The 23,946-nt window shown below is 73.4% G+C and carries 17 protein-coding genes and 1 pseudogene; 10 read left to right on the plus strand and 8 right to left on the minus strand.

From position 1 onward, the window contains the following. The first annotated feature begins 29 nt into the window (after nucleotides 1-29). Nucleotides 30-1,733 (plus strand): proline--tRNA ligase, encoded by a 1,704-nt coding sequence (locus ACZ7MF_RS07925; protein ID WP_471475126.1) that lies wholly within the window; start codon nucleotides 30-32, stop codon nucleotides 1,731-1,733. A 504-nt stretch (nucleotides 1,734-2,237) separates the two neighbouring features. Here the strand turns inward: ACZ7MF_RS07925 and ACZ7MF_RS07930 are convergent. Genes ACZ7MF_RS07930 through ACZ7MF_RS07940 form a run of 3 tightly spaced genes read right to left on the minus strand, consistent with a single transcriptional unit; the run spans nucleotide 2,238 to nucleotide 4,244 of the window. Beyond that, the gene (locus tag ACZ7MF_RS07930) at nucleotides 2,238-3,137 is read right to left on the minus strand and encodes an aminoglycoside phosphotransferase family protein (protein WP_471475127.1); all 900 of its coding nucleotides are present in this window, start codon (nucleotides 3,135-3,137) and stop codon (nucleotides 2,238-2,240) included. A 39-nt stretch (nucleotides 3,138-3,176) separates the two neighbouring features. Further along, the gene (locus tag ACZ7MF_RS07935; RefSeq protein WP_471475129.1) at nucleotides 3,177-3,680 is read right to left on the minus strand and encodes a ferritin-like domain-containing protein; all 504 of its coding nucleotides are present in this window, start codon (nucleotides 3,678-3,680) and stop codon (nucleotides 3,177-3,179) included. Between the two features lie 3 nt (nucleotides 3,681-3,683). Beyond that, the gene (locus ACZ7MF_RS07940; protein WP_471475130.1) at nucleotides 3,684-4,244 is read right to left on the minus strand and encodes a hypothetical protein; all 561 of its coding nucleotides are present in this window, start codon (nucleotides 4,242-4,244) and stop codon (nucleotides 3,684-3,686) included. 302 nt (nucleotides 4,245-4,546) lie between these two features. On the opposite strand from ACZ7MF_RS07940, the gene rimP reads away from it, so the two are divergent. The 9 genes from rimP to ACZ7MF_RS07985 all read left to right on the plus strand — a co-directional run bounded on the left by rimP (nucleotide 4,547) and on the right by ACZ7MF_RS07985 (nucleotide 17,054). Next, complete coding sequence (gene rimP, locus ACZ7MF_RS07945; RefSeq protein ID WP_361865246.1) at nucleotides 4,547-5,053, plus strand: ribosome maturation factor RimP; 507 nt, start codon at nucleotides 4,547-4,549, stop codon at nucleotides 5,051-5,053. A gap of 2 nt (nucleotides 5,054-5,055) precedes the next feature. Further along, nucleotides 5,056-6,078 carry a transcription termination factor NusA gene (nusA, locus tag ACZ7MF_RS07950; RefSeq protein WP_471475131.1) on the plus strand — a complete coding sequence of 341 codons (1,023 nt, stop codon included), beginning with the start codon at nucleotides 5,056-5,058 and terminating at the stop codon, nucleotides 6,076-6,078. Between the two features lie 102 nt (nucleotides 6,079-6,180). Beyond that, the gene (locus ACZ7MF_RS07955; RefSeq protein ID WP_356866940.1) at nucleotides 6,181-6,486 is read left to right on the plus strand and encodes a YlxR family protein; all 306 of its coding nucleotides are present in this window, start codon (nucleotides 6,181-6,183) and stop codon (nucleotides 6,484-6,486) included. A 161-nt stretch (nucleotides 6,487-6,647) separates the two neighbouring features. Continuing rightward, entirely contained in the window at nucleotides 6,648-9,737 is a 3,090-nt protein-coding gene (gene infB, locus ACZ7MF_RS07960; protein ID WP_471475133.1) for a translation initiation factor IF-2, read from the plus strand. A 152-nt stretch (nucleotides 9,738-9,889) separates the two neighbouring features. Then, nucleotides 9,890-10,183 carry a DUF503 domain-containing protein gene (locus ACZ7MF_RS07965; protein WP_003973319.1) on the plus strand — a complete coding sequence of 98 codons (294 nt, stop codon included), beginning with the start codon at nucleotides 9,890-9,892 and terminating at the stop codon, nucleotides 10,181-10,183. Nucleotides 10,184-10,266: 83 nt separating this feature from the next. Further along, nucleotides 10,267-10,749, plus strand: coding sequence for a 30S ribosome-binding factor RbfA (gene rbfA / locus ACZ7MF_RS07970; protein WP_471475134.1), 483 nt, complete (start codon nucleotides 10,267-10,269; stop codon nucleotides 10,747-10,749). Further along, complete coding sequence (gene truB, locus ACZ7MF_RS07975; RefSeq protein WP_356866934.1) at nucleotides 10,746-11,651, plus strand: tRNA pseudouridine(55) synthase TruB; 906 nt, start codon at nucleotides 10,746-10,748, stop codon at nucleotides 11,649-11,651. The genes rbfA and truB overlap by 4 nt, the downstream gene beginning before the upstream one ends. Before the next feature lie 255 nt (nucleotides 11,652-11,906). After that, nucleotides 11,907-15,953, plus strand: coding sequence for a hypothetical protein (locus tag ACZ7MF_RS07980; RefSeq protein ID WP_471475136.1), 4,047 nt, complete (start codon nucleotides 11,907-11,909; stop codon nucleotides 15,951-15,953). Nucleotides 15,954-16,097: 144 nt separating this feature from the next. Then, nucleotides 16,098-17,054, plus strand: a complete 957-nt coding sequence (locus ACZ7MF_RS07985; protein WP_471475137.1) for a bifunctional riboflavin kinase/FAD synthetase — start codon at nucleotides 16,098-16,100, stop codon at nucleotides 17,052-17,054. 423 nt (nucleotides 17,055-17,477) lie between these two features. Here the strand turns inward: ACZ7MF_RS07985 and ACZ7MF_RS07990 are convergent, their stop codons facing one another. From ACZ7MF_RS07990 to ACZ7MF_RS08010, 5 genes and pseudogenes are all read right to left on the minus strand, one after another. Beyond that, on the minus strand, nucleotides 17,478-18,557 hold the full coding sequence (locus ACZ7MF_RS07990; protein WP_471475138.1) for an ABC transporter ATP-binding protein: 1,080 nt from the start codon (nucleotides 18,555-18,557) through the stop codon (nucleotides 17,478-17,480). A gap of 233 nt (nucleotides 18,558-18,790) precedes the next feature. Further along, nucleotides 18,791-19,825: pseudogene (locus ACZ7MF_RS07995) on the minus strand (ABC transporter ATP-binding protein); the annotation flags it as partial. After that, a complete protein-coding gene (locus ACZ7MF_RS08000) occupies nucleotides 19,822-20,775 on the minus strand; it encodes an ABC transporter permease (protein WP_471475139.1) in 954 nt (317 codons plus the stop codon). The gene ACZ7MF_RS08000 and the pseudogene ACZ7MF_RS07995, both read right to left, overlap by 4 nt. Next, nucleotides 20,772-21,818 carry an ABC transporter permease gene (locus tag ACZ7MF_RS08005; protein WP_471475141.1) on the minus strand — a complete coding sequence of 349 codons (1,047 nt, stop codon included), beginning with the start codon at nucleotides 21,816-21,818 and terminating at the stop codon, nucleotides 20,772-20,774. Before ACZ7MF_RS08005 ends, ACZ7MF_RS08000 begins: the two co-directional genes overlap by 4 nt. Then, nucleotides 21,811-23,676: an ABC transporter substrate-binding protein gene (locus tag ACZ7MF_RS08010; protein ID WP_471475142.1), complete on the minus strand. Its 1,866-nt coding sequence runs from the start codon at nucleotides 23,674-23,676 to the stop codon at nucleotides 21,811-21,813. The genes ACZ7MF_RS08005 and ACZ7MF_RS08010 overlap by 8 nt, the downstream gene beginning before the upstream one ends. Between the last annotated feature and the right edge of the window lie 270 nt (nucleotides 23,677-23,946).

Genomic DNA, 23,946 nt, shown 5'->3' on the forward strand with positions numbered 1-23,946 from the left:
ACCCTTACGCAGCAGGAGACACGAGAACCATGGCCAAGGCACCGGTCCAGCGCATGTCGAAGTTGATGGCGAAGACGCTGCGCGACGACCCGGCGGACGCCGAGGTCCTCAGCCACAAGCTGCTGGTCCGCGCCGGCTACGTGCGCCGCACCGCCGCCGGCCTGTGGAGCTGGCTGCCGCTCGGCAAGAAGGTCCTCGGCAACATCGAGCGCATCGTCCGCGAGGAGATGGACGCCATCGGCGCCCAGGAGGTCCAGCTCCCCGCCCTCCTGCCGCGCGAGCCGTACGAGGCCACGGGCCGCTGGGACGAGTACGGGCCCGAACTCTTCCGCCTCCAGGACCGCAAGGGCGGCGACTACCTCCTCGGCCCGACCCACGAGGAGATCTTCACCCTCCTCGTCAAGGACCAGGCATCGTCCTACAAGGACCTGCCGGTCATCCTCTACCAGATCCAGAACAAGTACCGCGACGAGGCCCGCCCCCGGGCCGGCATCCTGCGGGGCCGCGAGTTCCTCATGAAGGACTCCTACTCCTTCGACGTGGCCGACGAGGGCCTCGCCGAGTCCTACGCCCTGCACCGCGCCGCCTACCAGCGCATCTTCGAGCGCCTGGGCCTCGACTACCGCATCGTCGCGGCCACCGCCGGCGCCATGGGCGGCTCCAAGTCCGAGGAGTTCCTGGCCCCCGCGGAGGCCGGCGAGGACACCTTCGCGGACTGCCCGAACTGCGACTACGCCGCCAACACCGAGGCGATCACCTACACCCTCACCCCCACGGACGCCACCAACACCCCCGCAGCCGAAGACATCCCGACCCCCGACACCCCCACCATCGAGACCCTGGCCGCCTCCCTCGGCGTCGAGGCCTCCGCCACCCTCAAGAACCTCCTCGTCAAGGTGGACGGCGAGATCGTCGCCGTGGGCGTCCCCGGCGACCGCGAGGTCGACATGGACAAGGTCGAGGCCCACTTCGCCCCCGCCGCCGTCGAACTGGTCACCGCCGAGGACTTCGTCGGCCGCCCCGACCTGGTCCGCGGCTACGTCGGCCCGCAGGGCCTGGGCGAGAAGGTCAAGTACATCGCCGACCCCCGCGTCGCGCCGGGCACCGCGTGGATCACGGGCGCCAACAAGGCCGACACCCACGCCAAGAACGTCGTGGCGGGCCGCGACTTCGAGGTCGACACCTACGTCGACGTCGTGGTCGTCCGCGAAGGCGACCCCTGCCCCAACTGCGGCACCGGCCTCAGCCTGGACCGCGCCATCGAGATCGGCCACATCTTCCAGCTGGGCCGCAAGTACGCCGACGCCCTCAAGCTCGACGTCCTCGGCCAGAACGGCAAGCCGGCCCGCGTCACCATGGGTTCCTACGGCATCGGCGTCTCCCGCGCGGTGGCCGCCCTCGCCGAACAGCACGCCGACGACAAGGGCCTCGTCTGGTCCAAGGAGGTCGCCCCGGCCGACGTCCACGTGGTCGCCGCGGGCAAGGCCCTGCAGACCGAGCTGGCCCTGGAGGTCTCCGACAAGCTGGCCGCGGCCGGCGTCCGCGTCCTGGTGGACGACCGGGCGGGGGTCTCTCCCGGCGTGAAGTTCACCGACGCGGAACTCATCGGCGTCCCCCAGATCCTGGTGGCCGGCCGCCGCTCCGCCGAGGGCGTCGTCGAACTGAAGGACCGCCGTACGGGCGAGCGCGAGGAAGTAACGGTCGAGGAGGCCCTCACCCGCCTCACCGACTGACGCCCGGGGGTGTGCCGCGACCCGGCGTCGCACTCGGCACCCGGGGTGGGTGCGGGCGCGAGGGTGACGCGGCCCGGCGTAGCGGGGTGCCGCTGCGCCCACCCGTGCCGCCCCAGCGGCACGACTGCCCGCAGCTGCGGCGGGGGGCGGCGGCGCGCTGCGGCGGCGGGGATGGGACGGCGCGCAGCTGGGGCGGTGGCGACGCGGCGGGAGAGCCGCGTACGGCGGGATGAGGCGCCGGAGGACGGCGGGCCGCGGCCGCGTACGGCGGGACGGGGCGCCGGAGGACGGCGGGCCGCGGCCGCGTACGGCGAGAAGGGGGCGTGTCGGGGGGTGTCCGCCCGCAGCGGTTGGCGCGTCAACGCCCCGAGCCTTTTCAAGTGACCGATTCCGCGCCGTTCCGAGGACGGACACCCCCCGGCGCGGCCCCGACCCACCCACCGAACCCACGGCGCTGCCCGCACCCCCACCGCACTCGCACAGGCGCCGCAGGCACCCGCACCGTCACAACCAGCCCGCGAACTCCAACAACAGCTCCGCGTCCCGCTCACGCCCCACCCGCCGGGCCCGCACCCCCGACTCCACCGCCCGGAACAGCGTCCAGCCGCGCAGCCGCTCCTGATCAACCTCCAGCGACTCCGCGAGCCGCTTGATCCGCCGCCGAGTCGTCGACGCCCCCGACGGCTGCGCGATCAGATCCTCCACCCGGTCCCGCACCAGCCGCGCCAGATCGAACGCACTCTCCCCGACCACCGGATCGGGCCCCACCGCCAGCCACGGCATCCGATCCCCGGCGAGCACCTTGCTCTGCCGGAACGTCCCGTGCAGCAGCCGCTGCTCCGACGGCCCCGCCAACAGCTCCGCACGCACCGCGAGCGCCGCGTCCACCAGCGGCGCCACCTCGGCATCCGCCGCCGCTCCCGCCCGCATCGCCTCCGCCTGCCGCCCCGTCCGCTCGGCCACCGTCTCGAACGGATGGGAACCCGGCGGCTCCACCCACAACCGCCGCAGCGTCCCCGCGGCCTCCAGCAACGCCTTCGCCTCCGGCAACGACCGCACCGACACGTCCGGATGCAGCCGCTCCAGCAGCAGCACGCCCTCCTCGGCCCCCTCCTCCCGCACCTGCACGGCACCCCGCCCACCCCAGTGCACGAGCGCCGCCCGCTCGCTCTCCGGCCGCGCCCGGCGCGGGGCGAGCTTCAGCACCGCCGGCGCCCCCTCCACCGTCCGCACCAGCACCACCAGGCTGCTGCGCCCCCCGGGCACCTGCACCCGCTCCACCGTCAACCCCCGCCGCGCAACCGCCCGCTCCGCCACTTCGGGCAGCGTCGCCAACCAGTCGTCACCCTCCGGTGCCGTCTCGCCGAACGCCCTGACCAAACGCCGCGGCGGTTCGAAAGCCATGCGCGAGCCGTTCCCTTCCCGTACGGAAAGCCGTACGCGTTACGCAGTCGGTGAAGCCGTCGCCGCCGCCGTGTCGGAGGCATCCGGAGCGGCCCCCCGCCCGGTCGGCGAGCCGACCCGCTCGGCGAGCCCAGGGAAGGCTACGCTCCCGCCCCGCCAGCGCACCGCGCGGACCGCCGCCTCGCGCAGCGCCCCGGCCGCCGAGGCCCGCCCGTCGCCCTCGGCCGCCCGCACCAGGTCGGAGTAGACCCCGGCCACCCGGTCCTCCAGCTCCGCCGCCAGCCGCACCGCCGCCGCCGTGTCCGGCACCGAGAAGGGGAGCGCGTACCCCGCCGCCGCGGCGACCGGTTCGCCGCCCAGGTCCCGCACCTCGCGTGCCAGCGCGTCCCGCCGCGCCCGGTGCGCGTCGTACGCCGTCCGCGCCTCGTTACGCCGTTCCTCACCGATCCGCCCGCCGACGACCCCGTAGCCGTACACGGCCGCGTGCTCCGCAGCCAGCGCCGCCTGGAGCGCGTCCAGCCGCCCGTCCTCCGCCTTGCCCACCCGTCAGCCCTCCGTCAGCAGAAACACGTGCGCCGCCCCGGCCGCCGCGACGGAGGCCAGCAGCCGCGCCGACTCACCCGGCACGTCGAGCAGCGCCCCGGCCCGCCGGTCGGCCAGCTTCCGCTCGGCCCCCGCGAGCAGGGCCAAGGCCCCCTTCTCGTCCGAGGGCACGACCCCGGAGCCATCAGAGCCACCGGAGTCATCCCCCGGCCCGGCAGCCCGAACGGAGGCCGAAGGCGACGCCGCCGTACCCGCCGCCGTCGGCGAGGCCACCCGCACGCCGCCGAACGCCTCGACGTGCCGCACGACCTCCTCCCGCAGCGGCTCCAGCCGCTCCGCCAGCCCCGGATGTGCCGCGATCACGGCCGCGTACCGCGCGGCCAGTTCCTCACTGTCCCGGGCCGCACGCGCGCGGGCGCGCTCGACAGCCGACGGTCCGGCCCCCGCCTCGCCGGAGCCCGACCCTCCGGTACAGCCGGCGAGCAGGGCGGCCCCGGCGGCCGACGCGAGCAGGCTCCTTCTGCGCGGCCCCCGGGGCAGGCGCGGCGATGGGGAAAGCGACACGACAGACGTCCTCGACAGGCTCGTACGGAAACAACGACAAGACGACAAAGCGACGACGAAAGAGAAGCAGACCAACGACGAAAGAGAAGCAGACCAACAACGAAAGAGAAGCAGACCGACGATCAACGAGCCGGAACCCACAATCCCGCCCGCCCGTGATCACGGTACCCGTGCCCCGCCCGGCCACCACTCACCGGCACCGCCGGACCCGGGTGGACGGCAACACCCCCCGCGACCGGATACCCTTTGACCAGACACGCGCACCGTCCCACAACAGCACACGCGGCCGAGGAGTCACCCGGATGAGCACCACCCAGAGCGAGAGGCTGCGAGAGCTGCTTGAGCCGCTCGTCGCCTCCCAGGGACTGGACCTCGAAGAGATCGCGGTGGACTCGGTCGGCCGCAGGCGTGTGCTGAGCGTGGTCGTGGACTCCGACACCGGAGCGGACCTGGACCGGATCGCCGATGTGAGCCGCGCGCTCTCGGCGAAGCTCGACGAGACCGACGCGATGGGCGAGGGGGAGTACACCCTCGAGGTCGGCACCCCCGGCGCGGAGCGCTCCCTCACCCAGCACCGCCACTACGTGCGCGCCACGGACCGCCTGGTCCGGTTCCAGCTGCACGAGGGCGGCGAACTGGTCGCCCGCATCCTCGCCGTGGACGAGGACGGACTAGACCTCGAAGTACCAGGGGTGAAGGGCCGCAAGGCCACCACCCGCAGACTGCCCTTCGGCGACATCGACAAGGCACGCGTCCAGGTCGAGTTCAACCGCAAGAACGACAACAAGACGGAAGAGGAGGAGGCGTAGCCGTGGACATCGACATGAGCGCCCTGCGGGGCTTGGTACGGGAGAAGGAGATCTCCTTCGACCTGCTGGTCGAAGCGATCGAGTCGGCCCTCCTCATCGCCTACCACCGCACCGAGGGAAGCCGCCGGCACGCGCGCGTGGAGCTCGACCGGAACACCGGCCATGTGACCGTGTGGGCGAAGGAGGACCCGGACGACCTCGAGGAGGGCCAGGCGGCCCGCGAGTTCGACGACACCCCGTCCGACTTCGGCCGCATCGCCGCCACCACCGCCAAGCAGGTCATCCTGCAGCGGCTGCGCGACGCCGAGGACGACGCGACGCTCGGCGAGTACGCCGGCCGTGAGGGCGACATCGTCACCGGCGTGGTCCAGCAGGGCCGCGACCCGAAGAACGTGCTGGTGGACATCGGCAAGCTGGAGGCCATCCTGCCGGTGCAGGAGCAGGTGCCCGGCGAGACCTACCCGCACGGCACGCGCCTGCGCTCGTACGTGGTCCGGGTGGCCAAGGGCGTACGGGGCCCCTCCGTGACGCTCTCCCGCACGCACCCCAACCTGGTGAAGAAGCTCTTCGCCCTGGAGGTGCCGGAGATCGCCGACGGATCCGTCGAGATCTCCGCGATCGCCCGCGAGGCCGGCCACCGCACCAAGATCGCCGTACGCTCCACCCGCTCGGGCCTGAACGCGAAGGGCGCCTGCATCGGCCCCATGGGCGGCCGGGTGCGCAACGTCATGGGCGAGCTGAACGGCGAGAAGATCGACATCGTCGACTGGTCGGACGACCCGGCCGAGATGGTCGCGAACGCGCTCTCCCCGGCCCGCGTCTCCAAGGTGGAGGTCGTGGACCTGGCGGCCCGCTCCGCGCGCGTGATCGTGCCCGACTACCAGCTGTCGCTCGCCATCGGCAAGGAAGGCCAGAACGCCCGGCTCGCGGCCCGGCTGACCGGCTGGCGGATCGACATCCGCCCCGACACCGAGCAGCCCTCCGACGCGTCGCCGGAGCAGTCGTCCGGCGGCCGCGGGGAATAGATCCAAGCCGCACGCCGCTGAGATCACGACAGCTTTGGGTGCGGCACGTGTTCGATTCTTGCCCCGAAGGGGTGAGGTCGGTCCGGGGAGGTAGACTTAGGAGTGTCTGGCCGGACACGTACCGGAGCATGCCCCGAGCGCACCTGCGTGGGGTGCCGGGAGCGAGCGGTCAAGAGCGAGCTGCTGCGCACCGTGGCGGTCGAGGGTCATTGCACCCCTGATCCACGCGGTACGCTGCCCGGCCGGGGTGCGTACGTACACCCCGCACCGGAGTGTGTCGACCAGGCGGTGCGCCGCAAGGCGTTTCCGCGGGCGCTCCGCGTCCCGGGTCCGCTCGACGTAAAGGCGTTGCGCCACTACGTCGAGCAGGCAGAAGGTTGCAGCAAGGTTGCTGAAAGCAGCATGTGAGCAACGTGGTAAGGAAGACATGCCGCGCGGAACCCCGCACGGCTTGGTACCTCGCGAGTCGAAAGCAGGTCGAGATTGCGATGAGCACTCGATGAGTACGCGATGAGTACGCCCATGAACTAGCGACGGTCCGGACGCAACCCGGACCTCAGAGGAGCGAAGTGGCTAAGGTCCGGGTCTACGAACTCGCCAAGGAGTTCGGCGTCGAGAGCAAGGTCGTCATGGCCAAGCTCCAGGAACTCGGTGAATTCGTCCGTTCGGCGTCTTCGACCATCGAAGCGCCCGTAGTACGCAAGCTGACAGACGCATTCCAGCAGGGTGGCGGCAACGGCCGTGCCGCCGGCCGCCCCGCGGCCCCGAAGAAGGCCGCCCCCAGGCCGTCGGCGCCGTCCCCGGCGCAGGCGGCACGTCCGGCTGCCCCGCGGCCGCCGGCCGCACCCAAGCCCGCGGGTGCCGAGCAGCCCGCGGCTGTCGAGCAGCCCGCGGCTCAGTCGGCCCCCGCGCCGGCTCCGTCGCAGGGTCCGCGTCCGACGCCGGGCCCCAAGCCCGCGCCGCGTCCGGCCCCGGCCGCGCCGGAGTTCACCGCTCCGCCGGCGGCTCCGGCCGCTCCGTCGACTCCGGCCCCGGCTGCGTCCGGTCCGAAGCCCGGCGGTGCGCGTCCCGGTGCCCCCAAGCCCGGCGGTGCCCGTCCGTCCGGTCCGGGTCAGGACCGTGGCCAGCAGGGCGGCCAGGGCCGTCCCGGCGGCCAGCGTCCCGGTGCCCCGGCGCAGCGTCCCGGCGGCCGTCCTGGCGGTCCGCGTCCGGGTAACAACCCCTTCACCTCCGGCGGCAACGCCGGCATGGCGCGCCCGCAGGCGCCCCGCCCGCAGGGCGGGCCCCGCCCGGGCGGTCCCGGTGGTGCTCCCGGCGGCGGTCCCCGTCCGCAGGGTCCCGGCGGCCAGGGCGGCGGTCCCCGTCCCCAGGCTCCGGGCGGCAACCGTCCGAGCCCGGGCTCGATGCCGCGTCCGCAGGGCGGCGGCGCCGGTCCCCGTCCCGGCGGCGGCCCGCGTCCGAACCCCGGCATGATGCCGCAGCGTCCCGCTGCGGGCCCGCGTCCCGGCCCCGGTGGCGGCGGTCGCGGTCCCGGCGGTGCCGGTCGTCCCGGCGGCGGCGGTCGTCCCGGTGGCGGCGGCTTCGCCGGTCGTCCCGGCGGTGGCGGCGGTGGCGGTCGTCCGGGTGGCGGCGGCGGTTTCGCCGGTCGTCCCGGTGGCGGCGGCGGCTTCGGCGGCGGCGGTGGCCGTCCCGGCTTCGGCGGTCGTCCCGGCGGTCCCGGTGGCCGTGGTGGCACGCAGGGCGCCTTCGGTCGTCCCGGCGGTCCCGCGCGTCGCGGTCGCAAGTCGAAGCGGCAGAGGCGCCAGGAGTACGAGGCCATGCAGGCCCCGTCGGTCGGCGGCGTGATGCTGCCTCGCGGCAACGGCGAGACCATTCGCCTGTCGCGCGGTGCGTCGCTCACCGACTTCGCGGAGAAGATCAACGCCAACCCGGCGTCGCTCGTCGCGGTCATGATGAACCTCGGCGAGATGGTCACCGCGACCCAGTCCGTCTCCGACGAGACGCTCCAGCTCCTCGCCGGCGAGATGAACTACACGGTTCAGATCGTCAGCCCGGAGGAGGAGGACCGCGAGCTGCTCGAGTCCTTCGACCTGGAGTTCGGCGAGGACGAGGGCTCCGACGAGGACCTGGTCGTCCGTCCGCCGGTCGTGACCGTCATGGGTCACGTCGACCACGGCAAGACCCGACTGCTCGACGCCATCCGCAAGACGAACGTCATCGCGGGCGAGGCCGGCGGCATCACCCAGCACATCGGTGCCTACCAGGTCGCGACCGAGGTCAACGAAGAGGATCGCAAGATCACCTTCATCGACACCCCGGGTCACGAGGCGTTCACCGCCATGCGTGCCCGTGGTGCGCGGTCGACCGACATCGCGATCCTGGTCGTCGCGGCCAACGACGGCGTCATGCCGCAGACGGTCGAGGCGCTCAACCACGCCCAGGCGGCCGACGTACCGATCGTCGTCGCGGTCAACAAGATCGACGTCGAGGGTGCCGACCCGACCAAGGTGCGCGGTCAGCTGACCGAGTACGGCCTGGTGGCCGAGGAGTTCGGCGGCGACACCATGTTCGTCGACATCTCCGCCAAGCAGGGTCAGAACATCGACTCGCTGCTGGAGGCCGTGATCCTCACGGCCGACGCCTCGCTCGACCTGCGGGCCAACCCGGACCAGGACGCGCAGGGCATCTCGATCGAGTCCCGTCTCGACCGCGGCCGCGGTGCCGTGGCGACGGTCCTCGTGCAGCGAGGCACCCTGCGGGTCGGCGACACGATGGTGGTGGGCGACGCCTACGGCCGCGTCCGCGCCATGCTCGACGACAACGGCAACAACGTCGCCGAGGCCGGTCCTTCGACGCCGGTCCAGGTCCTGGGCCTGACCAACGTCCCGGGCGCCGGTGACAACTTCATCGTGGTCGAGGAGGACCGTACGGCCCGCCAGATCGCGGAGAAGCGCGCCGCCCGCGAGCGGAACGCCGCGTTCGCCAAGCGCACGCGTCGCGTGTCCCTGGAGGACCTGGACAAGGTGCTCAAGGCCGGCGAGGTCCAGCAGCTGAACCTGATCATCAAGGGCGACGCGTCCGGATCGGTCGAGGCACTGGAATCCTCCCTGCTCCAGCTGGACGTCGGCGAAGAGGTCGACATCCGCGTCCTGCACCGCGGTGTCGGTGCGGTCACGGAGTCCGACATCGATCTGGCGATGGGCTCCGACGCCATCGTGATCGGCTTCAACGTGCGCGCCGCAGGGCGTGCCGCGCAGATGGCCGAGCGCGAAGGCGTGGACGTCCGGTACTACTCGGTCATCTACCAGGCGATCGAGGAGATCGAGGCGGCCCTCAAGGGCATGCTCAAGCCGGAGTACGAAGAGGTCGAGCTGGGCACGGCGGAGATCCGCGAGATCTTCCGCTCCTCCAAGCTGGGCAACATCGCGGGTGTCCTCATCCGTTCCGGCGAGGTCAAGCGCAACACCAAGGCGCGTCTGCTGCGCGATGGCAAGGTCATCGCGGAGAGCCTCAACATCGTGGGCCTGCGTCGCTTCAAGGACGACGTCACCGAGATCCGCGAAGGCTTCGAGGGCGGTATCAACCTCGGAAACTTCAACGACATCAAGGTCGACGACGTCATCGCGACGTACGAGATGCGCGAGAAGCCGCGGGTGTAAGTACCGCGACTTCCGGGAGTGACCGGTCCGGGGCCGGTCGGCGGAGCACAATATCCGTCGATCGGCCCCGGCCGTTCGTTGTACGGTTCAGATGATCCCGCCCGTTCGCGGCGGGGCCATCGATCCCGGACCGGCGGGTGAACCGGTTGTACATGTATGTGGGGACGCTGTCCTTCGACCTCCTCCTCGGCGACGTACATTCGCTGAAGGAGAAGCGCTCCGTCGTCCGCCCGATCGTCGCCGAACTCCAGCGGAAGTACGCGGTGAGCGCGGCGGAGGTGGAGCACATGAACCTCCACCGCCGGGCCGTCGTCGGCCTGGCCCTGGTGTCCGGCGACGCGGGCCACCTCAGCGACGTGCTCGACCGGTGCGAGCGGCTGGTGGCCGGCCGACCCGAGGTGGAACTGCTGTCCGTCAGGCGGCGCTTCCACGGCGACGACGACTGACCAGAACGGGCAGAAGACCGGATCGGGCACGAAGAAGCCGGAAGCCGGATCAGGCAAGAGAAGAAAGAACGGGAGACGGACCAGTGGCCGACAACGCGCGGGCGAAAAGGCTGGCGGACCTCATCCGAGAGGTGGTGGCCCAGAAGCTGCAGCGCGGGATCAAGGACCCGCGGCTCGGCTCGCACGTCACCATCACGGACACGCGGGTCACCGGTGACCTGCGGGAGGCGACCGTCTTCTACACGGTCTACGGGGACGACGAGGAGCGGAAGGCCGCCACGGCGGGCCTGGAGAGCGCCAAGGGCATCCTGCGCTCCGAGGTGGGCAAGGCGGCCGGCGTGAAGTTCACGCCGACCCTGACCTTCGTCATGGACGCCCTGCCGGACACCGCCCGCAACATCGAGGACCTCCTCGACAAGGCGCGGCAGTCCGACGAGAAGGTGCGCGAGGCGTCCGCGGGCGCCGCGTACGCCGGTGACGCGGACCCGTACCGCAAGCCGGGCGAGGACGAGACCGACACCGAAGGCGCCGTCGAGGCCGACGAGACGGACGACACCGCTAAATGACCGAGAAGCACACCACGCCCGACGGCCTTGTCATCGTCGACAAGCCGTCGGGCTTCACTTCGCACGACGTCGTCGCCAAGATGCGGGGCATCGCCCGCACCCGGCGCGTCGGGCACGCCGGCACGCTCGACCCGATGGCGACGGGCGTCCTGGTCCTCGGTGTGGAGCGGGCCACCAAGCTCCTCGGGCACCTCGCCCTCACCGAGAAGGAGTACCTGGGCACGATCAGGCTCGGGCAGACGACGCTCACCGACGACGCCGAGGGCGAGATCACGGGGTCGCGGGACGCCTCGAAGGTCACCCGGGAGGCGATCGACGCCGGCGTCGCCGAGCTGAGCGGCGCCATCATGCAGGTGCCGTCCAAGGTCAGCGCCATCAAGATCAAGGGCGTGCGCTCCTACAAGCGGGCGCGCGAGGGCGAGGAGTTCGAGATCCCCGCCCGCCCCGTCACCGTCTCCTCCTTCGCGGTCTACGACGTCCGGGACGCCGTCGCCGACGACGGCACCCCGGTCCTGGACCTGGTGGTCTCGGTGACCTGCTCGTCCGGCACCTACATCCGGGCGCTGGCCCGCGACCTGGGCGCCGGACTCGGCGTTGGCGGGCACCTCACGGCGCTGCGCCGCACCCGCGTCGGGCCGTACAAGCTGGACGGCGCCCGGACCCTGGACCAGCTCCAGCAGGAGCTCACCGTCATGCCCGTCGCGGACGCGGCCGGCGCCGCCTTCCCGCGCTGGGGGGTGGACGCCAGGCGGGCCAGGCTGCTCACCAACGGCGTACGGCTGGAGATGCCCGAGGAGTACACGGGCGTCGGTGCCGTCGCCGTCTTCGATCCCGAGGGGCGCCTTCTCGCCCTCGTCGAGGAGCACAAGGGCAAGGCGAAGAGCCTGGCCGTCTTCGGCTGAGCCCACACACCGTCGGGTCCGCCCGTGGAGCGGCGCACACGGGGACTGCCACTGTCGCCGCTCCACGGTCCCCCCTCGGTTCCCCCACCCCCTAGGGTGTATCCAACCCACCCCTTCTGTTCACCCGTCCGGGCAGGCGCTCGGAGTGAACCGGGGGAGTGGAAGGGGGCGCGTTCGCCAGGGGCTCTGTCCCGCTGATCATCACGCGCCTACCGTCGAACACACAGCACGGGTGTACGGCGGGGAGGTTCGACGATGGCGTCGCGGAACCGGTCCCGGGAGGCGACGGGCGGCAGGGCGGGAGAGCGGCCCGTGGACGGCCCCCGGGAGGCGCGAGGCGGGCCCCCGGCCGTCCGGGCGGCCGACCCGGCGCGGCCCGACGCATGCGACGCCGCCCTGATCCGCGTCCACGACCTCGCCGGCCGCCCCCGCGGCACGGGATGCGTCGCCGACCACCACGGCACCGTGCTCACCAGCCACGAAGCGGTCGACGGCCTGCCCCGGCTGGTCCTGAGCACCGCCGGGGGCCGCCGCCGCGTCGTGGCCGCCGCCGACGTCGTCCCGCTGCCCGCCCTCGGCCTGGCCCTCGTACGCACCGAGGGCCTCGGCGCCGCCCCGCTGCCCCTGAGCACGCGGGACCGCGTCGAGGCCGGGACCTACGTCCGGATCGCCGCCGGCGGCTGGCGCGAGGCCCGGGTGCTGGGCGCCACCGACGTCACCTACACCGCCACCGACCGCTTCCACCTCCTCGGCGGCGCCCTCGAGCTGGCCGTCGGCACGTCCGGGCGGGACGCCCTGCGGCTCGGCGGCGGCGCGGCCGGCGGACCCGTCCTCGACGTGACGACCGGCGCCGTCCTCGGCGTCCTCGGCACCGCCCTCAGTTCCGGCCACAGCGACGTCGGCTTCGCCGTGCCGCTGCGCCGCGCGGCCGCGGGCCCGCTCGCCGACCTGCTCGCGGAGAACGCGGCGACGGTCCCGGCGTACGGCGCCGACCTCAACCTGGCCGGTGTGCTCGCCCTCACGGCGACGTCGGTCACGGAAGCCGGGATCGCCGCCGGGCCGGACGGCGGACCCGATGCCCGGCCACCGGTCGAACGGGCGGGTCTGACACGCGAGTTCGCCGCCTTCGCCGCGAGCGGCGCCCGCGTCCTGGGCCTGGTCGGCGCGCCGGGCAGCGGCCGTACGACCGAGCTGGCGGCGCTCGCCGCCCGCCGTTCCAGGGGACCGGCGGCGGCCCCCACGCTCTGGCTGCGCGGGGCCGATCTGCACGACGACGACATGTCGCTGGCGGACGCGGCACGCCGGACGCTGGCCCGGGCCGCCCGCATCGTCGCCGCCCCGGACGCGGACCGCCCGGGCCCCGTCGGCCTCGGCGACGTCACCCCCGAACGCCTCGCCCACCTGGCCCGCACCGCCGGACGGCCCCTCCTGGTCGCCCTGGACGGCCCGGAGGAGATGCCGCCCGTCCTCCTGGCCCACCGCCTCCCCGAGTGGACCGAGCGCACGGCCGCCTGGCTCCGGGAGACGGGCACACGGCTCGTGGTGGCCTGCCGTGCGGAGTACTGGGAGCACGCGGGGGCGGAGTTCCCGGCGGAACTGCTGCACGCCCCGGACCCCGGGCTGCCGTCGCCGGGCCCGGCGGATGCGGGCGCGGCACGGCGGCCCGCGTGGGCGACGGAGGCCCCGTCACCCCGGGCGTCCACCGCTCCGGGTGGTGCGGTGGGGGCGGCGGATGGTGCGCTGCCGTCCGGGGCAGAGGTTGCCGTGCCTGGGTGGGGGTCGGGGGCGGGAGTTGCCGAGGCTGTGCAGGCGCTCGGTGCGAGTGGTGGGGTGTCCGGCGCGGCGGGGGAGGTGGCGTTGCCCACGGTGTTCACGGCCTCCGGGCCTTGGCCGGGGGCGATCGGCGGGGTGTCCTCGCCCGGGGACGGCCTGCGGGAGCCGGGGTCGGGGCCTGCCGGAGGTGCGGCGGCGCTCGGTGCGAGTGGCGGGGTCTTCGGCGCGGCGGCGTGGCCGCGTCGTACCGGTGGCGCCGTCGGGCCGCGACCTGCGCCCGGGACGACCGCAGGCCCGTCGGGCGGGACGGACACCGTTGAAGGCGGGCCTGGGTCCGCACAGCGGGTGACCGCGGGCGGTGCCCGGAGCCGCGGGCAGGCCGGGCTCCCGCCCTGCGTCCGCCTGGGCGACCTGCGCGACGACGAGGCCCGGGAGGCGCGCGCCCGCCACGGCGTGCCGGAAGGCGCCCTGGCGGACCCGGACGCCGGGCACCCCCTCACGATCCGCCTGCTCTCGGAGATCCAGGCCGCCCTCCCCGGCTCCCCGGCCCCCGTGCCCGTCACCCGGGACGCGGTCTTCACGGCGTACCTGGACCTGATGTGCCTGCGCGTCGCCAATCGCCTGGCCGGGGAGAGCGGCCCGCACGGCACCGCCGTACGCCGGCTCGCCGCGAAGGTCTCCGGGCAGGTCCACGAGGCCGCCCGGCGCAGTCTCGGACCCGGGCAGGGCGGACTGGACCGGGAGTCCTTCGAGACGCTGTTCCCGTGCGGACCGGCCCCGGCCCGGCTGGGCGGCGGCACCGGCTGGGCACCGGCCGTGCTCGCCGAGGGCCTCTTCGTACCCGCGGGCAGCGGCTACCGCTTCGCGCACGAGGAGCTCGCCGACTGGATCCAGGGCACCCACCTCGACCTGGACGAGGCCCTGCGCGCCCTCGTCCACCGGCGCGACATCCCGCTCGGCACCCACACCCTCCCCGTCCCGCACCACCGCATCGGCTCCGTCGTCGAGGCGCTCCTGCTCCTCGCCCGCCAGCACGGCGTCCCCCAGCTCGCCCTGACCCTGGAGGAGCTGGTGCACGCCCTGGACCTCGACCCGCACTCCTGGTGGGCGGCCAGGCTGCTCGCCGAGGCGCTGACCCGCGTGCCCGACGCGACGCCGTACACCGACGTGCTGCGGCTCCTCGCCGACGGCATCGCGGAGCGCGGAGGGGACGGAGAGCCGACGCCCCAGGTCTTCGGGCCCGGGTTCTGGACGGCCCTGCGCGTCCCGGAGGCCACCCGGCTGGACCTGCTGCGCCGCCTCGTCCTCGCGGACGGCCCGCCGCACGAACCAGGCCCCCGCCACCTGGACACCGTGGCCGGGCTGCTCGTCGCCGACCCCACGACCGTACAGCCGCTCCTCGTCCGCTGGTTCGACGACGAACGGCCGCTGCCCGCCACCCCGCACGCCACCGTCGCGACGGCGGCGCAGGCGCTGCTGCACACCCACCGCCACCGCGGCCTGGACGGACTCACCGAGGTGCTCGTCGACAGCGCCCACCGCCGCGCCGACGAACTGCTCGCCGTCCTGGCCGAGGAGGAGCCGTCCGCACTCTGCCGCGCGGTGGAGCGGTGGGCCCGCGGCGAACGCCCCGCGCGGCAGCGCGCGGCGGTCACCCACGGCCTGCGCACCGCCCCGCACGCACGCCCCGGCGCCGACCGCACCCTGCTCCGCCACGCCGCCCTGGTGCTGCTCGCCGGACCCTCCGACAGCCCGCTGCGCGGCGGCGCGCTCGCCCTGCTCGTCCAGGACCCGGACTGTCGCGACCGCCACCTCCCCGCGGCCCTCGACCTCTTCGCCGCCTGCGATCCGTACCTTCCGCCGAGCGCGGTGGCCGCCGCCCTGCCGACCCACCCCGAGCCCGTCCTCGAAGCCTTCCGGGCCCGACTGCTCGGCCCGGACGCCGGTGAGGCACTGCGCAGGCTCGCCGACGCCACCACACCCCCGCTGACCCACCGGGTGGCCGCCCTCGTCGCCCGGACCGTGACCGAGCGCCCCGAGACCGCCGGACACCTGGCCGCCTACGTCGACCGGCGCCTCGACCGGGACCCGGCACCCCACGCCGTACTCCTCCCCCTCGTCACCCGCCTCCTGGACGACGGCCCCGAGCCGGCGCGGGCCGCACTCGCCGGAGTCCTCGCCGCCGACGGGGCGACGGCGAGCGCCCCGCTCCGCCGCGCACTGCGGGAGCACCTCTTCGCCCACGAGCACGAACCCGCCGTCCTGGACGCCCTGCTGCACGCCGCCGCCCGGTGCGACGGTGCGGAGCTGCGGGCCCTCGTGCACCGCACCGGGCTGCTCCTCGTCCGCACCCCCGAGGGCGCCACCCGCTACGACCGCGGCCTCGTCGACCTGGCCCGGCACCTCCCGGGCTTCGCCCCCCGGCTGACCGGCTGGCTCACCGACGCGCCCGAGGACTGGGCCGCGCTGGTGGGCCCCAGCACCCGCCGCACGATCGAGCACCTCGCGGGCGCCCGCGTCCCGGCCTGACCCGCCCGCGCGCGGCGCGGGGTGCACCCGGTCACAGCACCGATGCCGATGCCGACCGGAGCCGGACGGCATGGCACCCTTAGACCTGCGTAAGGGTCACCACGGAAACCATGGAAACCACGGAAGCACCGAGGAGCGGACACAGTGCAGCGCTGGCGTGGCTTGGAGGACATCCCCGAGGACTGGGGACGCAGCGTCGTCACCATCGGCTCCTACGACGGTGTCCACCGCGGGCACCAGCTGATCATCAGGCATGCCGTGGACCGCGCCCGCGAGCTGGGCGTCCCCGCCGTCGTCGTCACCTTCGACCCGCACCCCAGCGAGGTCGTCCGCCCCGGCAGCCACCCGCCGCTGCTCGCCCCGCACCACCGCCGGGCCGAACTGATGGCGGACCTGGGCGTGGACGCGGTGCTGATCCTCCCCTTCACCAAGGAGTTCTCGAAGCTCTCCGCGGCCGACTTCGTGGTCAAGGTCCTGGTCGACCGGCTGCGCGCGAAGGCGGTCGTCGAGGGCCCCAACTTCCGCTTCGGCCACAAGGCCGCCGGGAACGTGGACTTCCTCGTCGAGCAGGGAAAGGTCTACGACTTCGAGGTCGAGGTCGTCGATCTGTACGTCACCGGCGAGGCGGGCGGCGGCGAGCCGTTCTCCTCCACCCTGACCCGCCGCCTGGTGGCCGAGGGCGACGTGGGGGGCGCCGCGGAGATCCTGGGCCGCCCGCACCGCGTGGAGGGCGTGGTGGTGCGCGGTGCCCAGCGCGGCCGTGAGATGGGCTTCCCGACGGCCAACGTCGAGACGCTCCCGCACACCGCGATCCCGGCCGACGGCGTCTACGCCGGCTGGCTGCACGCCCAGGGCGAGGCGATGCCGGCCGCGATCTCCGTCGGCACCAACCCGCAGTTCGAGGGGACCGAGCGCACGGTCGAGGCGTACGCCATCGACCGCGTGGACCTCGAGCTGTACGGCCTGCACGTCGCCGTGGACTTCGTGGCCTTCGTACGAGGGCAGGCGAAGTTCGAGACGCTGGACGCGCTCCTCGAGCAGATGGCCGTCGACGTGGACAGGTGCCGAGAGATCACCGCAACGGACGCCCCCAGGCCCTGAGGGCGCCCTTCACCCATCGACTCCGGCCAGCCCGCTGACGCCCGCCAGCCCGACGGCGCCAGCATGCCCGGCGGCTCCCGCCCGTCCGTCGGTGGCAGCGTGCCCGTCGGCTCCTGCCCTCCCGGCGGCGTCCCCTCACCCGGCGGCGTGTTCGCCTGCCCGCCGACTCCCACCGGCCCGTTGGCGTCACGTCTGCCCGGCAGCGCCGGCGTGCCCGTCGGCTCCTGCCGGCCCGTCGGCGTCCGTCTGCCCGGCGGCGCCCGCCCGTCCGTCGGTGGCAGCGTGCCCGTCGGCTCCTGCCGGCCCGTCGGCGTCCGTCTGCCCGGCGGCGCCCGCCCGTCCGTCGGTGGCAGCGAGCTCGTTGGCGTCACGTCTGCCCGACGGGCGTCAGCGTGCCCGGCGGCCTCGGACTGCCCGTTGGTGTCAGCCCGCCCGTTCCGTGGCGGGGTGCTCCGCTCGGGCCCAGTGACAGGCGACCTGGGACTCGTCGCCGCCGCGCAGGATCTCCAGCTCCCCGTTCCGGCAGGCGTCCGCGACGCCGGCCCGTGCGGCCTCGCCGCCCGCCAGCACCGGGCAGCGGACGTGGAAGCGGCAACCGCCGGGGATGTACGACGGGTCCGGCGGCTCGCCGGTGAGCACGACCGGGGTTCCGGGCGCCTCCGGGAGCACGGACAGCAGGGCCTGGGTGTAAGGGTGCCGCGGGGCCGTCAGCACCTGCTCCACCGCGCCCGTCTCGACGATCCGGCCGAGGTACATCACCGCGACCCGGTCGGCGATGTTCCAGGCCAGACCGAGGTCGTGGGTCACCACCAGCGCGGACAGGCCCAGCTCGGTGCGCAGCCGCAGCAGCAGCGCGAGGATCTCGCCGCGCACCGACGCGTCGAGGGAGGCCACCGGCTCGTCGGCGACGAGGAGTTCCGGTTGCAGGACCAGCGCGCCCGCGATGACGACCCGCTGGCGCTGGCCGCCGGACAGCTCGTGCGGGTAGCGCAGGAAGAACCGCTCCGGCGGCCGCAGCCCGGCCCGCGACAGCGCTTCGGCGACCGCCGTCCGCTCGTCCCCGGCGTGGCCGTGGATGCGCAGGCCCTCGGCGACGATGTCGTACACCGTGTGCCGCGGGTTCAGCGAACCGCTCGGATCCTGGAGGACCAGCTGGGCCCGTCTGCGGTACGCCTTGAGCGCCCGGGCGGAGTACCGGAGAGGGGCACCGTCGAAGGTGACGCGTCCCCCGGTGGGCCTGACCAGGCCCAGCAGCGAACGGGCGAGGGTCGTCTTGCCGCAGCCCGACTCGCCGACCAGCGCGACGATCTCACCCCGCCGGATGTCGAGGTCGACCCCGTCCACGGCTCGCGCGGCGGCGCCCCCGCGCCGCCCGGGAAAGGTGACGTGCAGCCCCCGGACGCTCAGCAACGGGGGCGCGGCGCCGGGAGCGCCACCCGGTGTGCCACCCGGTGTGCCACCCGGTGTGCCGTCGGGTGGGCCGTCGGGCATGGTGCTGCTCATGGGGCACTGCTCCTCACTCCGTCGTCCTCCGCCGACGCGACCCCGTCCGCACCGCGTCCATCGCCGCTCCAGCGGCCGTCGGCCGTCCCGCTGTCGCCGTCGGCGGTAGTCCCGGCGGGTTCCGTGCCCTCGCCGGTGTCGCGGGTCCCGGCAGGCTCGCCGCGCTCGGCGGAGGGGTTGTCCGCGGCAGGTGCTCCCCGCCCCGCAGGGCTCCCGCGCCCGGCGGGCCTCTCGCCCTCGGCCCCGTTCCCGCCCCCGGCGGCTTTCCCGGGTGCGGTCCCGGCAGTCGCCCCGTCGCCGTCCGGCGGCACCGAGCCGTCCGGACCGACATGGACGCATGCCGCCCGGCGTCGCGTGCCCGCGTCCCGCAGCGGCTGGTCCTGGGTGGCACAGAGGTCCAGCGCCACCGGGCAGCGCGGATGGAACGCGCACCCGGACGGCACCGCCGCCGGGTCGGGCGGGTCGCCCGGCAGGCCGCGGGGCGCGAACCTCGAGGCCGGGTCCCCGATCGTGGGGAACGCCTCCGACAGCGCCCGGCCGTAGGGATGACGGGCGTCGTCGTAGACCTGCCGGGCCGGGCCCTCCTCGACCACCCGGCCCGCGTACATCACCGCGAGCCGGTCGCAGGTGTCGGCCAGCACGGCGAGGTCGTGGCTGATCATGATCAGGCCGACGTCCTGCTCGCCCACCAGCCCCTCGATCAGCCGCAGGATCTGCGCCTGGATCATCACGTCGAGCGCCGTGGTCGGTTCGTCCGCGATGATCAGCCGAGGATCGCAGGCCAGCGCCATCGCGATCATCACCCGCTGCCGCTGGCCGCCGGACAGCTCGTGCGGGTAGGCACTCGCTCGCGCCGCCGGAAGACCGACCTGCTCCAGCAGCTCACCGGCCCGCTTGCGGGCCGCTGCCGGTGTGGCCCTGCGGTGCAGCAGGATCGGCTCGGCGATCTGGTCGCCGATGCGGTGCACGGCGTTCAGGGAGTGCATCGCGCCCTGGAAGACGATCGACGCGCCCGCCCAGCGGACCGCCCGCACCCGCCCCCACTTCATCGTGAGCACGTCCTCGCCGTCCAGCAGGATCTTTCCACCGACCCGCGCACCCGGCGGCAGCAGCCGCAGCAGCGCCAGGGCCAGCGTGGACTTGCCGCAGCCGGACTCGCCCGCGATGCCGAGCTTCTCGCCCGCCGCCAGGGTCAGGTCGACCCCGCGCACGGCGGCCGCACCGCCGGGATACGTCACCTTCAGGTCCCGCACCTCGAGCAGACTCAACGGGACACCCCCAGCCTGGGATTGAGAACGGCCTCGACCGCACGCCCGGACAGCGTGAACGCCAGCGCCACCACCGCGATCCCGATGCCCGGCGGCACCAGATACCACCAGTCGCCGGAACTCACCGACCCCGCCTCTCGCGCGTCCTGCAGCAGCCCGCCCCAGGACACGACCGCCGGGTCCCCGAGCCCGAGGAAGGCCAGGGTCGCCTCGGCCAGGATCGCGGAGGAGATGATCAGGGTGGTCTGCGCGAGGATCAGCGGCATGACGTTGGGCAGCACGTGCCGGGACATGATGTGCCAGTGCCCGCCCCCGAGCGCCTTCGCTCGCTCGATGTACGGCCGCGACTCCACCGCCAGCGTCTGCGCCCGCACCAGCCGGGCCGTGGTCGGCCAGGTGGTCACGCCGATCGCGAGCACGATCGTGCCCAGCGACCGGGACAGCACCGTCGCCAGCACGATCGCCAGCACCAGCGTCGGCATCACCAGGAACCAGTCCGTGATCCGCATCATCACCGTGGCGTACCAGCCGCGGAAGTGGCCGGCCGTGATCCCGATGAGCGCGCCGATCAGCACCGAGAGCACCGCCGCGAGCAGCCCGACCAGGAGCGAGACGCGCGAGCCCCAGATCAGCAGGCCCAGCAGGCTCCGCCCGAACTGGTCGGTGCCCAGCGGGAACCGGCCGCTCGGGCTCTCCAGCGGCTGCCCCGGCGCGTCGGTCACGCTGTCCACGTCCGACCCGACGGTCAGCGGCGCGGTCAGTGCCACGAGCACGAACAGCACCAGCGTGGCCAGCCCGAGCACCCCCGCACGGTGCTTGCGGTACTCCTTCCAGAAGCGTGCGACGGAGGCACGGCGCCGCCGCCGGGCGAGCGCGCGCGGACTCGGTGCACCGGACTTCGCAGGAGGCCCGGACGTGGATTTGGTGGTCTCGGTGGTCTCGGCGCTCATCGGCCCACCCTCGGATCGAGCATCGGATACAGCAGGTCGGCCAGGGTGTTCATCAGGATCACCGCGGCGGCGAAGACGAAGAACAGCCCCTGCACCAGCGGCAGATCGGGCACACTGAGCGCCTGGTAGAACAGCCCGCCGAGACCCGGCCAGGAGAAGACCGTCTCGACGAGGATGACCCCCGCCACGGTCCGTCCCAGGTTGACGAAGACCAGCGTCACCGTCGGCAGCAGCGCGTTGGGCACGGCGTGCCGGCGCCGTACGAGATCGTCCCTGAGCCCCTTGGCCCGCGCGGTCGTCAGATAGTCGCTGCCCATCTCGTCCAGCAGCGCCGACCGGGTGACGAGCAGCGTCTGCCCGTACTCCACCGCGACCAGCGTCACCACCGGCAGCACGAGATGGTGCGCGACGTCGAGCACGTGCGCGAAGCCCTCCTCGCGGCCCGACTCCATGCCCCCGGTCGGGAACAGCCCCGGGATCGGGTCCACCCCCACCGACAGCACGATGATGAGCAGCAGCCCCAGCCAGAAGGACGGGATGGAGTACAGCGTCAGCGCCAGACCGGTGTTGAGCCGGTCGCCGAGCCCGCCGTGCCGCCACGCCGAGCGGGTGCCGAGGAAGGCACCCAGCGCGGTGTAGAGCACGAAGGCCGTGCCGGTGAGCAGCAGCGTGTTCGGCAGCGCCTCGGTGATCTTGTCGACGACGGGCGCGTGGAACTGGTACGACGTGCCCAGGTCCCCGCTCAGCGCCTTGGCGCAGTAGTCCGTGAACTGCTCCCACAGCGGCAGGTCGAGCCCGAACTCCTCCTTGTACACGGCGAGCTGCTCGGCCGACACCGGGCGGCCACCGGTCATGAACTTCACCGGATCGCCGGGGATCAGCCGGAAGAGGAAGAAGCTCGTGACGAGCACGGCGAACAGCGAGACGGCCGCGCCCGCCAGCTTCCCCGCCACGTACCGCGGGTACGCGCTGCGGCCCGGCCCCCGCGGCGCCGCGGCCGCGGGAGCCCGCTTCTCGACGGCGGAGCCGGTGTCGCTACTCACGGTCGTCGGCCGACGCCCGGCGGCGGACGGCGAACAGCACCCCGAGACCGACGAGGACGACGACGCCGGCGGCGATCCCGATCACGGTCCCGGTCGACGACGAACCCCCGGAGGAGTCACCGGAGTCCGCGGGCACCGCCGACCACCAGCTCCAGTAGCCGTCCTGCCCGTAGATGTTGCCCGCGTCCGACGGCATCGTGGTGATCGACTTGATCTGGTCCGTGCGGTAGGCCTCGACCGCGTTCGGGTACGCCATGACGTTCATGTACCCGGTGTCGTACAGCCGGGACTGCATCTGCTTGACGATCTGAGCCCGCTTGCCGGCGTCGTACTCGCCCAACTGCCGTGCGTACAGGTCGTCGTACTTCTTGTCGCAGATGAAGTTGTCGGTGGCGCCGGTGTCCTTCGGCGTCGCCGGGAGCGCCGCGCAGGTGTGGATGGAGAGCACGAAGTCCGGGTCGGGGTTGACGGACCAGCCGTCGAAGGCGAGGTCGTACTTGCCGGCCAGCCACGGATCGGTCACGTTGTCCAGGCAGTTGAGGGTGACCGAGATGCCCAGCTCGCCCCACCACTCCTGGACGTACTTGCCGACCGCCTTGTCGTTCGGGTCGGTGGCGTGGCACAGGAGGCGGTAGTCCAGCGGTTTGCCGTCCTTGCCGAGGCGCTTGCCGTCGGAGTCCGTCCGGTAGCCCGCCTCGTCGAGCAATTGGGCGGCCTTCGCGGGATCGTAGGCCAGCTCCTGCTGGGCCGACGGCTCGAAGAAGTACGAGGAGAAGCGCGGCGGGATGTAGCCGGCGCCCTCGACCGCGTGGCCCTGGAACACCTTGTCGACGATCGCCTTGCGGTCCACCGCCATGAACAGCGCGTTGCGCACCCGCTGGTCCAGCAGCGAGGGGTCGCCGTCCCCGAACTTCGTCCCGTCCTGCGCCCGCGCGCCGGGGTTGGTGGCCAGGGCGTAGAAGCGGCGGCCGGGGGCGTCGTTGACGCGGATGTTCTCCTCGCCCTTGAGCGAGTCGGCCTGGGCCGGAGTCAGCGACGGCGACCCGGCGACGAACGACACCTCGCCCTTGCGCAGGGCGGCGACGGCGGCGTCCTGGTCCTTGTAGTAGCGGAAGACCAGCTCGTCGAACTTCGGGGCGCCGCGCCAGAAGTCCTTGTTGGCCTTGAGCCGCACATAGCTGTCCGGCTTGTAGTCGGTGAGCACGAACGGACCGTTGCCGACTACGGGGAAGTCCTTGTCGTTGTTGAACTTCGAGAAGTCGTCGACCTTCTCCCAGACGTGCTTGGGCACGATCGGCACGTCCAGCGCGGTCATCGTGGCCTGCGGCTTCTTCAGCCGGATCACCAGCTGGGTCGGGCTGGGCGCGGTGACCTTCTCGAAGTTGCCGACGAAGCTGCCGTTGGCGGTGGCGGCGCCCGGGTCGGTCATCATCGTGTTGAACGTCCACGCCGCGTCCTCGGCGGTGGCCTGCTCGCCGTCCGACCACTTGGAGTCGGAACGGATCGTGTAGGTCCAGGTCAGCTTGTCCGGCGAGGACTTCCACTCGGTGGCGAGCCCCGGTATGACGTGGTTGTCCTTGGCGTCGTAGTTGGTCAGGTACTCGTACGTCAGCCGGTGGATGCTCGTACTGAGCAGCCGTACCGCCAGGAAGGGACTGAGCGAGTCGACGCTCTGCGCCACGGCGACCGTGAGCACCTTGTCGCCCCCGTCGCCGCCGTCGCCCTCCTTCGCCGAGACCGAGGGAGCGACCGCCCCCGACGCGAGGAGCAGCGCACCGGCGCCTGCTGCCGCGAGGAGACGGGTGCGCCACGGCCGGTGGGCGGTACGTCCGCTGCCGTGCTGATCGTGTCTGTTCATGACTACCTGACCTCGCGTCATCGCACGCGCAGACGCCGGGCGTCCTCGCGTGGGGCGGGCTTGAACGGTGGTGAACGCGGAATGAAGTGTGTGTCTACCAGCGGCAGTCTGCGCGCGTCAACGGTATGTCAAACCCCATGTGGCCTGCGGAAACGACGAGTTGACCCAGACGTGACCCTCATTGGCGCAGACCACTGGCGCTTGCCTGGTGAGAGCGTGACGGCTGGGGCGGACGTTGCCGTTCGCACACGCCCGAAGGCCCGCGCCGTC

Source organism: Streptomyces sp. NPDC111628 (genome assembly GCF_055635195.1).

Bases quoted from the DNA above. Each gene is read 5' to 3' on its own strand.
- ACZ7MF_RS07980 (WP_471475136.1), top strand. From the start codon at position 11,907: ATGGCGTCGCGGAACCGGTCCCGGGAGGCGACGGGCGGCAGGGCGGGA.
- truB (WP_356866934.1), top strand. From the start codon at position 10,746: ATGACCGAGAAGCACACCACGCCCGACGGCCTTGTCATCGTCGACAAG.
- ACZ7MF_RS08010 (WP_471475142.1), bottom strand. From the start codon at position 23,676: ATGAACAGACACGATCAGCACGGCAGCGGACGTACCGCCCACCGGCCG.
- ACZ7MF_RS08000 (WP_471475139.1), bottom strand. From the start codon at position 20,775: ATGAGCGCCGAGACCACCGAGACCACCAAATCCACGTCCGGGCCTCCT.
- rimP (WP_361865246.1), top strand. From the start codon at position 4,547: ATGAGCACCACCCAGAGCGAGAGGCTGCGAGAGCTGCTTGAGCCGCTC.
- ACZ7MF_RS07965 (WP_003973319.1), top strand. From the start codon at position 9,890: ATGTATGTGGGGACGCTGTCCTTCGACCTCCTCCTCGGCGACGTACAT.
- ACZ7MF_RS07930 (WP_471475127.1), bottom strand. From the start codon at position 3,137: ATGGCTTTCGAACCGCCGCGGCGTTTGGTCAGGGCGTTCGGCGAGACG.
- ACZ7MF_RS07990 (WP_471475138.1), bottom strand. From the start codon at position 18,557: ATGAGCAGCACCATGCCCGACGGCCCACCCGACGGCACACCGGGTGGC.
- ACZ7MF_RS07925 (WP_471475126.1), top strand. From the start codon at position 30: ATGGCCAAGGCACCGGTCCAGCGCATGTCGAAGTTGATGGCGAAGACG.